Annotated in this window: 9 protein-coding genes and 1 pseudogene; 5 read left to right on the top strand and 5 right to left on the bottom strand. The window is 36.0% G+C overall.

The genetic code is table 11. The features are described 5' to 3' along the window. Window positions 1–918: 918 nt before the first annotated feature. Window positions 919–3,348, bottom strand: coding sequence for a tyrosine-protein kinase (locus tag Q7J63_RS20725; protein ID WP_304888937.1), 2,430 nt, complete (start codon window positions 3,346–3,348; stop codon window positions 919–921). Window positions 3,349–3,361: 13 nt separating this feature from the next. Beyond that, the gene (locus Q7J63_RS20730) at window positions 3,362–4,162 is read right to left on the bottom strand and encodes a polysaccharide biosynthesis/export family protein (RefSeq protein WP_304888939.1); all 801 of its coding nucleotides are present in this window, start codon (window positions 4,160–4,162) and stop codon (window positions 3,362–3,364) included. 697 nt (window positions 4,163–4,859) lie between these two features. Between Q7J63_RS20730 and Q7J63_RS20735 the strand changes: the two genes are divergently transcribed. From Q7J63_RS20735 to Q7J63_RS20740, 3 genes and pseudogenes are all read left to right on the top strand, one after another. Then, window positions 4,860–5,543 (top strand): hypothetical protein, encoded by a 684-nt coding sequence (locus Q7J63_RS20735; RefSeq protein WP_304888941.1) that lies wholly within the window; start codon window positions 4,860–4,862, stop codon window positions 5,541–5,543. Window positions 5,544–6,662: 1,119 nt separating this feature from the next. Further along, a pseudogene (locus Q7J63_RS20910) lies at window positions 6,663–7,199 on the top strand (nucleoside-diphosphate sugar epimerase/dehydratase); the annotation flags it as partial. Between the two features lie 18 nt (window positions 7,200–7,217). After that, the gene (locus Q7J63_RS20740) at window positions 7,218–8,375 is read left to right on the top strand and encodes a UDP-N-acetylglucosamine 4,6-dehydratase family protein (protein WP_304888943.1); all 1,158 of its coding nucleotides are present in this window, start codon (window positions 7,218–7,220) and stop codon (window positions 8,373–8,375) included. Between the two features lie 924 nt (window positions 8,376–9,299). On the opposite strand, the gene Q7J63_RS20745 is transcribed toward Q7J63_RS20740, so the two are convergent. Beyond that, window positions 9,300–10,001 carry a LytTR family DNA-binding domain-containing protein gene (locus Q7J63_RS20745; protein WP_304888944.1) on the bottom strand — a complete coding sequence of 234 codons (702 nt, stop codon included), beginning with the start codon at window positions 9,999–10,001 and terminating at the stop codon, window positions 9,300–9,302. A gap of 915 nt (window positions 10,002–10,916) precedes the next feature. Between Q7J63_RS20745 and Q7J63_RS20750 the strand changes: the two genes are divergently transcribed. Beyond that, the gene (locus Q7J63_RS20750; protein WP_304888946.1) at window positions 10,917–11,576 is read left to right on the top strand and encodes a site-specific integrase; all 660 of its coding nucleotides are present in this window, start codon (window positions 10,917–10,919) and stop codon (window positions 11,574–11,576) included. Window positions 11,577–11,752: 176 nt separating this feature from the next. Here Q7J63_RS20750 and Q7J63_RS20755 read toward each other — a convergent pair whose 3' ends face one another. Then, window positions 11,753–12,862 (bottom strand): Fic family protein, encoded by a 1,110-nt coding sequence (locus Q7J63_RS20755; protein ID WP_304888948.1) that lies wholly within the window; start codon window positions 12,860–12,862, stop codon window positions 11,753–11,755. A 459-nt stretch (window positions 12,863–13,321) separates the two neighbouring features. On the opposite strand from Q7J63_RS20755, the gene Q7J63_RS20760 reads away from it, so the two are divergent. Beyond that, entirely contained in the window at window positions 13,322–14,155 is an 834-nt protein-coding gene (locus tag Q7J63_RS20760; RefSeq protein WP_304888950.1) for a hypothetical protein, read from the top strand. 71 nt (window positions 14,156–14,226) lie between these two features. On the opposite strand, the gene Q7J63_RS20765 is transcribed toward Q7J63_RS20760, so the two are convergent. Next, window positions 14,227–14,904 carry an SOS response-associated peptidase gene (locus Q7J63_RS20765; RefSeq protein ID WP_304888952.1) on the bottom strand — a complete coding sequence of 226 codons (678 nt, stop codon included), beginning with the start codon at window positions 14,902–14,904 and terminating at the stop codon, window positions 14,227–14,229. Window positions 14,905–15,029: the final 125 nt, after the last annotated feature.

Raw genomic sequence — 15,029 nt, forward strand, 5'->3', positions numbered from 1 at the left:
GGTTCGGATTTGAAAGTCTTTTATTTATCAGGTATTTGTCAATGGGTTTTGTCTGCATATTAAATTGTAAATAAAATTATCAAATAGGGTATTCTTGCCAATCAACAAAAGAAATATTCGATCTAAATACGAACAATGATGCCTATTTGGATCAATGGAAGTATGGATTATTTCACCAAATAATCTTTTGACTAATTGGCCTTTGTTGGGGATTTTGCAAAATTATTGTCAGAATTTCGCGTCATTGCTCGCTTCTCCTAAAGCAGTGTGGAAGATTTATCAATGGCACATTTTTAACACAAGAGCCCAGAAATTTATTGTCCTATTTTAAAGACTTTTGTCCTGCTGTCGACTTCCCATTCCCCTGAAATAACGACATTCCCAAATTCTGTCCAGACGGTTTCGTCCACCATTGTCATCGCAAATTATAGACTGCTCAAGCTTGTAATATTTAGAACAGTAGTCTCTTGTGTTTCAGATAATTTATTTGGGAATCTTGAAACACTTGAAATGAATTGAATCATCCGAGAATACATCCATGAAGTGGGAGATGATTTTGGTCAAAAACAGGTTCTTCATCAGAGTCCTTAATGGTTATTGATAATATCATCGATTCCTACGAAGTTTTGTCTTTTTAAACTTGGAGAGAACTAGCACAATTATAGTGATTTATCTGGAATTAATTTTGTTGACAAAGGGTGAATTTTTTCAACAAAAATTGTACTTGGCATAAAACTAAGTGTTGCCTTATTTGAAATTGGCTTTTGCCATTTGCTTCTGATTTTCCCAATATCAAATGGTCTTCGTACTGCACATTTCAATGCAAAATGGGCGTTGGGAAACCGAATGGGATTGAGTCTGTGCGAAAATCATTCTATTTGCTTATCCTTTTTACCGCGGTAGAAAGTTCTTCTAAATTTATCGAAATATTTTGCGAAACCAGCCACCTTTGGGTTCGTCCTCAGAGTAAGAATTATAGTTGGAATAGTAACTGTAGCCATACCCGTATCCGTAGTTATGTCCATCGAGTCCAAATTTATGCATGTCGTTCACAACGACATAGAAGTTATTGAAGCCCATTTTTTCCTTGAGGTCATTGGCGATCTGGACTTGGTTGATAAAAGAATAGTTCTGTCTTAAAACAAAAAGATTGATGTCTGTATATTTGGTTAAGTCCAATGTTTCTGATACAAGTCCGATAGGAGAGGTGTCAATGATTACAAAATCGTAATGCTCCTTAAGAGAAGCCATCAGTCCTTCGAATTTCTTGGTGTTGATAAGTTCCGTACTCCTTTCGAGGTAGGGGCCTGCATTCAAGACCTCGAGATCTTCCTGATCGGTAGCTTGAATCAAGTTTTCCCAATCCTCACCTTCCTGTGTTAGAAATGTAGTCACACCGAACTTGTTGTGGATTGAGTTAAGCTCTTTACCGATGGCAGGTTTTCTCAAGTCCATGCCAACCAAGATTGTCTTTTTACCCAATGCGGCATAAGCGCTGGCAATTTTTATGCTGATATATGTCTTGCCTTCTCCCGGTCGGGTCGAAGTAACCATTATCGTACCTTTGTTTTTGAAATCAAATCTGATGGCCAAATTGGATCGAATCGTTCGGAATGATTCTGTTACAATTGATTTTGGATTGTGAACCAAAATATTGTTTTTCTCTTTTTCCCGAGGCACAAATCCCAAAACGGGAATGTGCAGTAAATTTTCAACTTCTTTTGGGTCTACGACTTTATGGTAAAAAATGGACCAAACAATCAAGAAAAGCAGGGGAATAGAAACGCCCAAGGAAGCTCCAATTGCCAAGTTTCGGGAAAGTTTTGGGGTAATAGGGGAAGAATTGAGCATCGCTGCATCCAAAACCCGATGTTTGGTAATGGTGGAGGCTTTTTGGATTTCCGTTTCTGCTTTTCTTTGCAAAAGGAAGGTATAAATGGATTCGTTGATTTTAAATCTTCTTTGAATAGAAGTGAGATTTCTTTCTACTTCCGGGAGTAGGTTAAAATCCTTTTCTACTACACTGATCATGTCTTCTAGCCGATCGATGTGGGTACTGATATTCAGGATGGCATTGGTATTGCTTTCTTTTAGGTTGTTTTTTAAGTTCTCGATTTTGTTGTTTAGTTCTCGGATGTAGGAAAAGGAATCACCCGCCAAAACCCCTTTTAATCCGGATTTTTCATTTTGAAGGTTCAGAAGATTGGTGACCGTGTTGTTGAAGATAGGATCTTCAATCCCGATTACAGAGGGGACTAAGAGATTTTGCCCGTCTGGATCTGTCAGATATTTTTGCAGGTTTTTGTAATATTCCAATCTTAGGTTCTGCTTGTTTAATTCATCGTCCAGCTTTACAGTTTCATTCAAGATATTGGATCCTTTTTCAGAGAGATTGGTGATCCGGTTTATTGTCCGGTAGCTCTGCAATTCATTCTCGTATTGGTTTAAGCTATCCGCTACGGTCGTGATTTGGTTTTGTATAAATTCAAGGCTTTGCTGGGAGATAAGGCTCTTTATTTTGAGATCACTCGCCAGAAAGGTGTTCATTAAGGTGTTGATGTAGAGTTCTCCGATCTCTTTGTCAGGATGGGCTATTTTCAAGCGCAAAGCAGTATTTCCTTTTCCCTCCGGTCCGATATTGACCAGGCTTTTATATTTTTTTGCCAGACTACCGTCGCCTTGAATTTTGAAATAGACACTTTCAAGATTTTCATTTTGACCGTTGAAAATAGAGAATTCGAAGTATGGATTGCTGATGATTTGGCCATATTCACCTTGGAATGGACCTAGATCTCCCCCCTTAAATGGGGAATAGACATCCGCTTTTCCACCGAATTGTTTGGTGTAAATCTGTGTATTTGCCGACACTTCTATTTCAACGGTAAATTCGTTTTCTTTTCCGGGGATGATTTTGAAAAGAGCATTGATCAACTGTGGTTTTTCCCAATTGGCCTGTACTTTTATAGGATACTTGTTGTAAATGGGTTTTAATCTGAAAAGATTTTCTTTAAAATAAGACACATTTAAATCCAGCTGCTTGACCGTTTCATAAGCCAATGAATAGGTTTGCAGATTGACGATCTCATTTTGAAGGGAGGTGTTTTCGGAAGGGCCACCCGCAGAGGAAAATATGTCGAGGCTGAGATTATTTTTATCTTCACTGATCAGCAGTAATCCTTCTGATTCATAGATGGGTGTGGTTTCCTTGGTGATATAAAATGCTAAAATTGTGGAAAGAAAAATACTTCCAAGGAAAATGTACCAATTCGACAGTATTTTTTCTAAGATCCTTTTTGGATTTAATACATCTATTTCTGACGTGCTTAACTTTGGTGGATTCTCTTGCATGGGGACTTTAGGATTAATTGAAAAAATTGAGCAATAAAAGAAAGGTTGTCACAAGGCTGGAAAAAAGAAGGATATTCTGACTCGCATTTTCAGTTCTGGCAAACTCCCTTTGCTTGAGCGGTTCAGCATAGATCTGATCGTTTGTCTGAATGAAATAATATGGGGTTTTGATGATGCTCCTGTCCAACAAATCTACCCGATGGATCTTGGTGCCATTCGGGTATTGACGTAGGATCACCACTTCGTTTCTCTTTGCAAAACTTGTGAAATCACCCGCATTGGACAACGCTTCATATATGGTAAGCCTGTCCTGGAGAAGCGTAAACTTTCCTGGTCGGTTGACTTCGCCAAATATGGAATATCGAATACCGCCCAATTTCACCCGAACAAAAATCTCTTCGCTTACTATTTCAAGAAGTGCATTTTGGAGCTTCGTTTTGGCTTCATCTAAAGTTGCTCCATCAACATTTATTTTCCCGATGAGCGGAAGGTCAATCTCCCCCTCCTTGTCGACCGTATATCCCGTCATATAATATACATCGGCCATTCCTTGACCACCAGCCCTCATGGCATTGCCATCTTGAAACTTAAACGCCTCGTTGATAAAGGGTACCGTGGTTTTGATGTCAATACTGATAATATCGTTGTATTGTAGTCTGTATTCTGATATTTCGTAACTGATCAATTCGTCATCGATCAAACTTTTATCATTCTTTATATTTTGAAGATACACCAATGAACTGTTGGAGATGCATGCGTTTAAACTTAAAAAAAGCAACAATAATGAAATGGATGGAATGATACGAAAATTCATAGATTTTATATGATTTCGCAAATTATTTAAAATTTTGACTGCCTTTCCTAATCAAAACTTCTGAAATGTTTATTTATGTAAATGAAATGTCTGGAAAAAAACAAGAGAATAAATATGCTCAATTTTTGTCAAAACAATTTGAGGGCAATATGGATACTGATATTCATGGTGATTGGGCTAATTTGATCGAATTTATTTTAATGACTCGACGAATCTTCTTGAAAATATTTTATGCACTACACACTTCAACTCTGGTATAATAATGCTTCACAATTAGGCGTTTTTTAACTTTTTTTACTTCACCATATCGATCCTCCACCATATTCTCTAAATTGTCTGATTTTCTTGCAGGTTCAAACTTTATGAGGAAACCCAATGCCTATTTCGGGTTAAATATGTTTTTTTTGCAGCTTGGTTTTGTGGTGCGAACTCCTATCCGAAAATCTTATTTAAAAGGTTATTTTGATCTTTCCGCCAAGGAGTATACGTGGCTATCTGAAAAAATTAACATGGTCAGATTTCGATAATTATAATCCTCAGTGCCTTCCATATCGATTATTTGGAGGATACTTTAATGTAAAAAATAACACTTGGTATACAGTTTAATTCCTTTCATTCTCCAATAAAAGTTTTCTCTGTTCATTATTGGTTTTTAATTTCCAAATTTGATTTAACAAATCAGTTTAATCTCCTGTCTATGAAATTAAATAAAATTCTGCTATCATGCACGTTTTTTATAGCGCTAGGTTCATCCGAATCTGCAGCCTTGGGCAATATTAATATTGAAAATCCACTGAATGGATTTCCAGGATTGGAAGAATTGGATCCCTTTACTCAAATAACGTGGAAAAGCCCAGCTGAATTTAAAGAAATCTATAGTGAAATTATTTTCTTAAAGGTAGCCAAGCAGTTGGTTTTGAACGGAGATGAAGCAGTAATTGATAAGAATAATATTTGGAAAAATTTCTACTTGTTAAGGGTCTTTACTCAATTGGCTTTTAAAATTTCCAATGAGGAAATCATTCAATCAATCAAAATGGAATGGAGTTCGGGAGAGCTCAATGGAACAATTATGCCTTCTGGAATCCTGATGAAAAGAGCAGAAGAATTTCCTAAAAAAATTGAATTTCAAAATTATTTTTCTCAGTTGAAATTTTCTGAAACTGGTGGATTGAAACCAGGAGGAAGGCTTTATTTTTCACACATGTCTGAGGAAAAGGTTAAGGACAATGATTTGCAGATCGCTCTGACTCCAGTGGGTCTTTCCAAAGAATGGGATGAGGTTGATTATTCGAAGAATAGCATAAAGAAAGAGGATGAATCAGTGATTCAGCTGTTTGGAACAATGTTTTTGTATCATTTAATTGAAAGAACGGTGTGAATACTTATCAGAATATATTGGATTCCCAATATGCATTTATCGCTAAAAAATTAACTTTTAAATTTGACCACTCTTTGGTGGTGAAAAGAGGAAATAAAGTACATAAAGGGAGCTTTAGCATTGAGCCAATAGAGCATGTGTCTGCATGGAGGAAGTCTTATTTCGAATGTGTCGAGATAGGAAGATATGAAAATAATGGCTTGATCAATGTTGTAGCGAATTTTCATGAACTAACTAAAATTATAAACTCAAAGCATAAAATAAAAGAACGGAAGAAGGCAAGTAAACTAGCGGTCATTAATTGTCATCATCAAAGAGCAGTAGTCTAAAGTTACTGTAACGGGACCTTTATTTTAATAAAATTCTACACCATGAAAAAATCAATGTCATTAGTCCCCCTTTATTTTAAGTTTTTTATGCAAGGTTTCGCTGTTTTATTTTTCAACAATCGGTATGGGATAGAAAAACAACCTGAATATTTTCATTCGAAAAAGAATTGGACTTCGTGCGTACGGTATTGGCATGCCAGGTTTTCTTATTTTCCTACAGGTTCCTTTTATATTGACCGATTAGAGAATCACCACATATTTCCAAATGGGACAGTATTTGGAATCTGTTGAGGGAATGAGCATTGAGGTGAATAAACAATATATCATTATTGAAACGGGATTTTCTCAACTTTTTTTGAAGCTGTGAATAATTCTGGGTTTTACATTAAGCTTGCATTATTTCTTGGGAAGGGATCAAGAGATAATTCATTTGAATCCAAAACCCTTGAAGCATTTATTAGGGAATATTCCTTTGTGAATGGAGGCTTAGAAGAAGGTAGTTTTATTATGGGAAATTCATTGTTCGGTAAGCTTGGGCGGTTTGGCAATGGGTTTTTTTTCAATATCAAAAAAAATTATGATCAACCTAAAAATTAAAATATTGCTCTCAAAATGGATTGTTAAGATTCCTTTCCTACCTGTCTACTTGGTGTTTTTCATTGATTTTTTATTGATGCTCAGTTGCATGGTTTTTATTTATTTGCTTTTGGAAAGTGTGGCACCTCCTTATATGAGTTATGATGAAGGCATCTTATGGTCTGTCATCATGTTGGGTTTTTTAAGCTTAGCGATGGTTTGGAAAAGGACCCACAGAGGCATCGTTAGGTTTTCTGACATCTATGAGTTCATTAATTTTGGTTTTATTTTCTCGGTCTCTTTGCTTTTATTCCTTGTTCTATATTTATTGGATTTTATTTTGGATTTTGGTTTTAATCTCCCAAAATCTTTCATTTTTTTGTCACATGTAGGGTCTTTTGTTTTTCTTGTTTTGTATCGATTGGTCATAAAAGAGTTTTTTTTCAGGATTCAGCGGGTTAAAAACCAATCGAGTAATATCGTGATTTTTGGGGGTGGACAAGGAGGAATGCTTGTTTATCAAATGTTAAATCGAGAATTGAATTCCGAATTTCATGTTTGTGGTTTTTTTGATGATGACAAAGGGAAAACCAATAAACTACTTTATGGGATTCCGATCCTTTCTGGGGATGACCTTCTTCAGAAAATATTTATAGAAAAGAATATTTCAGAGTTGATAGTCGCCGCTAAGGAAATATCCAATCGAAGGAAAAAAGAATTGTTTGACCTGTGTTATACGTTTCATGTGAAGGTGCGTTTTCTACCTACTTTGGAGACTTATGAAAGTAATAAGCTTGAGTTGAGGGATTTACGAAACATTAAATTGGAGGAGCTTCTGGGGAGGGATATTATTGAATTGGATCAACATCATCTTTCTGAATGTTTTGAAGGGAAAGTGGTGTTGGTAACAGGAGCGGGTGGGTCTATAGGGAGTGAGCTATGTAGGCAGATCTCCAATTATCCAATTGCCAAGCTTGTAATGTTGGATATAGCAGAATCTGCACTTTATGATATCACCCAAGAATTGGTTAGAAAGAACCTGTCTTTTTTTGTGGAGCCTGTCCTGGTAGATATCAGAAATAGCAAGTCAATAAATCACATATTTTCTAAATACAAACCGAATCTTGTTTTTCATGCAGCGGCCTATAAACACGTACCTTTGATGGAATCCTTTCCCAAATTGGCAATTGAAACCAATATAATAGGAACCAGGAATGTTGCTGATGCCGCAGTAGCCAATGGAATAGAGAAGTTTATCCTTATTAGTACAGACAAAGCAGTGAACCCTACCAATGTAATGGGGGCCAGCAAGAGGATGGCCGAATTGTATATCCAATCCAGGTTTTATTCTCCTTTTACACCTTCTCCAACTCAATTTATTACCACCCGTTTTGGAAATGTGCTTGGGTCCAATGGTTCTGTGATTCCCTTGTTTATGAAGCAAATTGAATCAGGTGGGCCAGTGACGGTTACGCACAAAGATATTGAACGCTATTTTATGACTATTCCGGAGGCATGCAAGCTTGTTATGGAAGCAGGTTCTATGGGGAACGGTGGGGAAATTTACGTCTTTGATATGGGAGATTCTGTTAAAATTTATGATTTGGCAGAAAAAATGATAAGTCTAACAGGTAAAATCCCGAATAAAGATATACATATTGAGGTTACAGGTCTTCGGTCGGGAGAAAAATTATTTGAAGAATTGGTGGGTGTAAGTGAGAAATTCAAGCTTACCCATCATCCGAAGATCCATATTGTGCAATCTTTTCCTCCTGATTTTTTAATTGTTAGTACCGTTATTGAGGAGCTTCATCTTGGTTTATTGAATGATTCCAGTGAAGATAAACTTATAAGGAAAATAAAACAAATAATCCCGGAATTTGTAAGTAATTATTCCCGATTTACAATTTTAGACAATTCAAACTAATAATATGATAACCCTTCGCAGCCTTACTACCAATATCCTATTGAGTCTAGCGATATGGATTTATTGGATCTTGATTTCTTTTTTTTGATATCCGATTTTTCTGGATTTTTTGTACTTTCTTTATGTTTGTATTTGTTTTTTTTCAACTTTATGTCTTACTAACTAATCAAAAATCTAGCATTTAAATTTCATGCGGTTCAAAATAAAATAGCAGATGGAGTATGTCATATTTTGGTTCTGGGTGGTGGCCATACGCCCAATACTGAGATATTATTTGAACAATAATTAAGCAATACTGCTTTGCGCCGATTACTTAAAGGTGTACGGTTAGCGAATCCCTATCCCGATTCTTTGTTAATAATGAGTGGTCAATCCCTTAAACTAGGACATCCTTCACAAGCTGAAATTCAAGCTGAAGTTACGATTACTATTGGGGTAAAAAAGGTATTTATAAAAATTATTTCTTAGCCTTATAATACTGAAAAAGAGGTAATTTTTTATAAAATGAATTTTGCTCTTTACAAAAACCCAATATTTTTGGTCACAAAGCCCTTTCATCTTAAAAGATCGTTATTTATATTTTTAAAACTTTGGTTCAATATTATCCCTTCTCCATCTTATTTTGTATATCGAAATTTTAATCCACATTTAGGATGGTTTTTGGCTCCTGATTTTAATTTGATTCTTCATTTTGGTGAAGATTTAAAAGAAATTGTAGGCTATAATGTTTTTAGATGTCAGATTGACATTGGATTTAAATCATTTTCTTCCACCAAGTTAAATGTGCAGAAAAATTCAATAAAGTAGTTTTCAAATTCAAAATAATAAATTTATATAACTCTTAAGGTGTAGTAAAATCAGATTAATACCGAAAAATTGCCTTCATCGACTTGATTAATTTATTCATATTGACCAAAACGAAAGTTAATTGTTTAAACGTTCAACCAACAATACCCCCAACTCCTTGAAGAATCCTCTTCTTATAGGTGCTGTAAAGCTTGCAATAGTTACTTCTTTTGCATTAAAACCAGTGACGTAATCCAAGTTTATTAAGTAGGATTTATGAATACGGATAAACTTTTTTTCTGATAGTTTTCCTATCACGTCTTTTAAAATATCCCTTATAACATATTGTCTTGCTATAGTGTAAATTCTCGTATAAAGTCCATCTGCCTTCAACATGATTATGTTGTCCTCATCAATTGGTACAAGGAAGCCTTTATCCCTTATGTTTAAGATGTTTTTTGTTACTTTCTTATTGAGATATTTAAGGAAAGTAAGATTCACGGTCGTGATCAATACTTCTTTGGTAAAAGGTTTTAGAAGAAAAGAATCGTATTTGAGACCTGAAATTCTTTCTAAATATTTTTGATCCGAATGTGCGGTTATAAAAATGATAGGTACCTCTAATTTCTCACTCACGCTTTTGGCCAATTGTATTCCATCAATCTCTCCCTTTAACATTACATCCATTAATATTAAGTCAGGTTTGGATTCAAGGATAAGTTGGTATGCTTTTTCGCCTTCCTCTTCATTTCCTACGATCTCGTGACCTGAATTTTTAAGAATATCCCCAAGGTTTTCTGCCAAATCCGGCTCATCTTCTACAATAAAAATTCTTTTCATTTTGCGTAAAATTTGACCTTTAATTTTAATAGCTTTTATTAATTAACACGATTCATTGAAGGATTGGAGTAGGTATCCAAAGTTCGGGATTATAACTTGATTTGCTTGTCCCTCTCTTGCTAGATTTTAGGGTGCTTTTCAATCCAATTTTTTTAAACCCAATTTTAATTCCATAAAAAGTATGGTTGTGGCAATATTTTATTTTTCGTTGTGATTGAATTCATTTCATAAAGTTAGTAAAAAATACTTGTCTAGCAGTAAACAGATTTCTTTTATGACTTTACTTGGAAATCCCGAATTGTTGCTTAAAAGTCTTATTCATGATGTGTATTAGTTTAGTCTTGATTTTTCTTTCATTATAAATTGAGATTTATAATGAAATGTTATTAAAAAATAGGTGTCTAAGAGGTAAGATTAAAAATTTAATGAAATAGTTGAATTAATAGTTGTTTATGTTTTTTAGCTCGGTAATTTGTCTAGACATTTCTAGATAAAAATAAATATTGAGATATGCATATCAGCAATGATACCAATGGTATAGTGTTCTAGGCTCTTATTTATTGGACAATTTAATTCTTGCTATTGTTTAACGGGTTCGCAGTCACTTATCCTTGATTCAGCAGGAAACGACCGAAGGTGATCTTTGAACCGATGTCGCATAATTTGGAGTGTTAGCCTAATCTGTTGGTTTGAGCCCAATTACTTCTTCAATTTGCAAATTTTTACCCTCATCGAGTGGGTTCAAATTTGAACAGGAAACATCTCATAGATTCACATTACCCGATATGTTTTGGTAAAAAAAATTGAGTAGTAAAGCTCTCTTTTTCATCGACGTTAAATTTACAGATTTTACCTATAATTACGTCCGATTATTTAAGGGGCCTATACAAACAGCTCAGTACTTTAATAACATTCTTGGGTTATGCCAAAAGGCAAGGGATCAAGGTAAATGGTGGATATAAGGACTTTGCCATCCAAAAAGATAAACTGGAAGTGATTGCCTTGACCCAAAATGAATTTGATCTACTGGTAAATATTGACCTTACCACTGAAAAAAGGCTTGATCAGGTCAGGGATGTCTTCATTTTTAGCTGTGTCACGGGTTACCGGTATTCGGACCTTGTCCAGCTCAGGAGAGAACATATAAAAAAGGATGAAATCAAATTGACAGTTAAAAAAACAAAGGAGGTTTTAATAGTCCCCCTAAATGTATTTGTAGTCGATATTTTGGAAAAATACAAAGAAATGGCTTTTCCGCTTCCCATAATTTCCAACCAAAAGTTCAATTTATATTTAAAGGAGTTGTGCAAAAGATCGGAAATCAACGAGCCTGTTGAAATAATCGGGTATAAAGGCGCGGTAAAAAACTCCAAGATATATCCGAAGCACGAAATCATCAGTGCCCACACAGGAAGAAAAACTTTTGCCACATTATCCTTGGAAAAAGGCATTCCTGCTGAAACCGTCATGAAAATTACCTGGCATACTGATTATAAAAGTTTCCAGAGATACGTGACGGTAACCGAGGAAAAAAAAAGAAAAGAAATGCAAAAAGCTTGGGGAAAACCGATGTAAAAGTCAAGCTGGATGTAAAAAATGGTTGCACTAGAATTTATTTTCAAAAATCAACCGTCTAGCAGTGATCATCATGGAGATGGCCATTATTAATTGAGGGAAAGTTGGATGAGGTAAGGATTCTGGTTTTCGAAATGGTTCGTTCTTAGATTTTAAAACAAGCTTCATTTTCGGGTTTAACCCTCCAAATTCAATTCATACCACACAGATCTTCCCGCACCTTTTTGGATGAGGATACCATGCTGATGAAGGTATTGTAAATCCCTTGTGGCGGTGGATTTGGATAGTTTAGTGATTGACATATATTTCTTGGCACTCATACCGCCTTTGAAACCTTCAGGGCCGGCATCAAACATTTTACCCAAAACTTTGGTGTGACGGGCTTCAAGTAATTCTCTATATTGATCAAAGAATTTGGCTTTCTTCAATAGAAACCCCACCAATACTTTGGAATCAAGTTGAGCTGCTATGATGACCTTCATAAAGTATTTGATCCAGTTGGTAATTTCCAAGGTGCCTTGAGCATCTTTTAAAGCTTGATAATAGGAGTTTTTATCAGTCTCGATGAATTTTGAAATGCTTAATAAAATAGGCTTGTTTAAACCCTGGGACAATGCTTTCTCTGCAATGGCCCTTCCAATCCTTCCATTTCCATCCTCGAATGGGTGAATGGATTCAAAATATAAATGCGCAATGGCGGATTTCAATAGGGCTGAAGCTTGGCTATCGTTTGTCAGTAAGTTACCTTGGTTGTACCATTCAACAAATCTTTCCATCTCATTGGGAACCCGATCTGAGGGAGGCGCTTCAAAGTGTACCTGCTCTCTTCCCAACGGTCCGGAAACTATCTGCATGGGTTCGTTTCCACTTCTCCAATCTCCAACGATCAAGTTCTTCGAATAGGCAAACAAGGTTGTATGCCAGGTTTTGAGCATATCCAAACTCAGGGGATCTTGAAAGCTTTTTCTGACAATCACCATTAATTCAGATATACCGGCCGCATATCGATCTTTTACCATTAAGGACGTTTTACTGAGTCCAAGTTTGTTCTTTATGGAGGACATCACATCTTCTCTGCTGTAATACTCACCTTCAATGGCTGAGGATTTTATAGCTTCTGACACCATGATATTCAATAAGGTTTCCTCCTCCAAATCCTTGGAGAGTCCCTTTTCCATACCTTTCAATTCAGCCCAATCCAGTGCAAACTCCATGAACAAGGGTTGGAGTGTTTCCAAATCATATTTGAAATTTGGCCAGTCTTTGAGTTTCCAGTTGTAGGTCATGAGCCGATTGTTTTTGCTAATCGGCTCAAATATAGATATTTTTTGAGCCGATTAAAACATTTAATTGGCTCAGGAGTGCATCGCTCCTTTAGGTAGGGCAAAAGAATTTAAGGATAATTAATATTTATGAGGCTGTTTTTCTTACATATAGATGGGCTTATATTTTAAATATTATCAATTAATATTTTTAACCGTATATATAGATATATGTATATAAGGTATAGCGTATAATTAAATTTGACTCATAATTGTCAATATTCTATTAATTTTTTTAAATTTAATCAAATATTTATTTGACTTTATAATTAGGTTAATAAAGCTGTACATTAAAATTATTTTCATTTTTTCTTAAGGTTTCCAGAGATATGTAAAGGTTTCGAGGGAAAGAATTTAAAACGGAATGTGATAATCCTGTGAAAATTCGGTGCAAAAGTGATTCGGGCTTTAAATAATGTCATCATGAAAAAATTCAATCCAAAAAGACCTTTATGGCTTTACCAATTGTGGGAATACCTGTTATTGTTTGATGGCAAATCGGAAGAGGACAGGGTTCTTGCCTACCGATATGGCTGGTTCATCTATTCCAAAAATAAACTCCATTTCGAGGATTTTTCAAGGTTTCTCATCAGGAGAAAATGGTTCATTTACCTTTCCCTTGTTTATCCGATCATGATTGCCTTGTTCAGTCTGTTGTTTGCGCTGTCTTTTTTAAAACTAGAAGTTTGGATGATTTTGCCCTTGGCGTTTCTTTTTTCTGGATTGACGGGCACAATAATTTATATGCTGATAGGGAATACCCTTAAAAACATCCGTGAAACCAAAATTTTTCTGACTTATGTAGACCCAACCCATAAAATCAACAATTTTAGGGAATTTGAAAATCTCGGATATTGGGATCAGGAAGGTGCCGAAAGTTTTTATGAAAACATGAGGGCAAAACGTGACTATGTACCTATTGAATCCTTTCAGAACAGGCTTGATAAAACAGAGAAATTACTGGCAATCGATATTTTGTTGGGTGAACCCGGCACCTTCAATGAGCTGATCAACAAACTGTGCCATGATCCCAAAAACTCTTTGACCAAAGAGGGTATCTATAGGGTCTTGGGTGAGATCCTTACAGCCTCCTCTGACAATATCAAAAAGGACATTACCAAGGGCGTAAAAGAAATACGGATCGGAGATAAACTTTCTGCCAAAAGGATAGACCAGCTCAAAAACGTAAAGGAGGTTTTTTTCAATGCCAAACTGGGAATGAAAGCTTCTGAAATTGATCAAATGATGTTTCGATAGATTTCTGGGATTTCCCAAAAAGGAATTTCCATTTCGGGATTGGGAAAACTTTATCGCAAACGGAGGGAAAATCATAGAAGTTTCAAAATCTCCTCAACATTCGTATTTACCCTTGTATTGGTGACCCCATCCATCACCCGGTAACTTTCCAGCTTTTCGTCATGAGGATAGGGGACCATCAGTTCTGTCATTTCTTCTTGCTTAAGATCGGTCATCAGCCAGCCCTCTGCCGAATCACCATCAAGAATCAACGGCATTCGTTCTCTTTCATTATGGATTTCAGCGAGCAGTGGTGAGGCTGGGACGGTAATGATGGAAAATGTCGGTATATTGTTCCAAACCGAATAAATCCCGCCAAGTGTGATGAATTCTGAGGTTTTGGATTTGATGTAATAGGATTGGGATTTCTTCTGACCCTCGGGATGATGCGGTTCAAAAAAGCCGGTGCAGATCAGCAAGCACCTGTTCTTCCAATAGTTTTTGTAGGATCCCTTTTCAAAAAGTTCTTCCCCTTTTGCATTTAGGGTATTGGCCTTCCAATCCGACTCCTCTTTCACCCAATGGGGAATAAGCTTCCATCGATACATGTCGATCACTTTGGGGTCATGGGTACTGATAACAGGCAAGTAGGGTTTTGAAAATCCAGTCAGGTGAAATGCCTGCTCAAAAAGCTCCCGATTGATCGCCTGCCGGCTGAATCTTTCCTGGATGAGTTCCAGTTTAAGTTGTTCGGATACGTGATAGCACATGAAGGTTAGATTGTAGAATTTGAAAATATCTATTCCTTTCCGGCATATGAAATTCCTGAAATACCAGCCATTTACTCACAAAATCGATTCTAATAGCCTCTGTCAAATTCAATTCCATTTCCTTG

It is taken from the genome of Rhodonellum sp., assembly GCF_030656585.1.
Taxonomy (GTDB): Bacteria; Bacteroidota; Bacteroidia; order Cytophagales; family Cyclobacteriaceae; genus Rhodonellum; species Rhodonellum psychrophilum.

Excerpts from the sequence above, each read along its gene's own strand:
- Q7J63_RS20725 (WP_304888937.1), bottom strand. The coding sequence starts at position 3,348 with ATGCAAGAGAATCCACCAAAGTTAAGCACGTCAGAAATAGATGTATTA.
- Q7J63_RS20745 (WP_304888944.1), bottom strand. The coding sequence starts at position 10,001 with ATGAAAAGAATTTTTATTGTAGAAGATGAGCCGGATTTGGCAGAAAAC.
- Q7J63_RS20760 (WP_304888950.1), top strand. The coding sequence starts at position 13,322 with ATGAAAAAATTCAATCCAAAAAGACCTTTATGGCTTTACCAATTGTGG.
- Q7J63_RS20755 (WP_304888948.1), bottom strand. The coding sequence starts at position 12,862 with ATGACCTACAACTGGAAACTCAAAGACTGGCCAAATTTCAAATATGAT.
- Q7J63_RS20730 (WP_304888939.1), bottom strand. The coding sequence starts at position 4,162 with ATGAATTTTCGTATCATTCCATCCATTTCATTATTGTTGCTTTTTTTA.
- Q7J63_RS20735 (WP_304888941.1), top strand. The coding sequence starts at position 4,860 with ATGAAATTAAATAAAATTCTGCTATCATGCACGTTTTTTATAGCGCTA.
- Q7J63_RS20765 (WP_304888952.1), bottom strand. The coding sequence starts at position 14,904 with ATGTGCTATCACGTATCCGAACAACTTAAACTGGAACTCATCCAGGAA.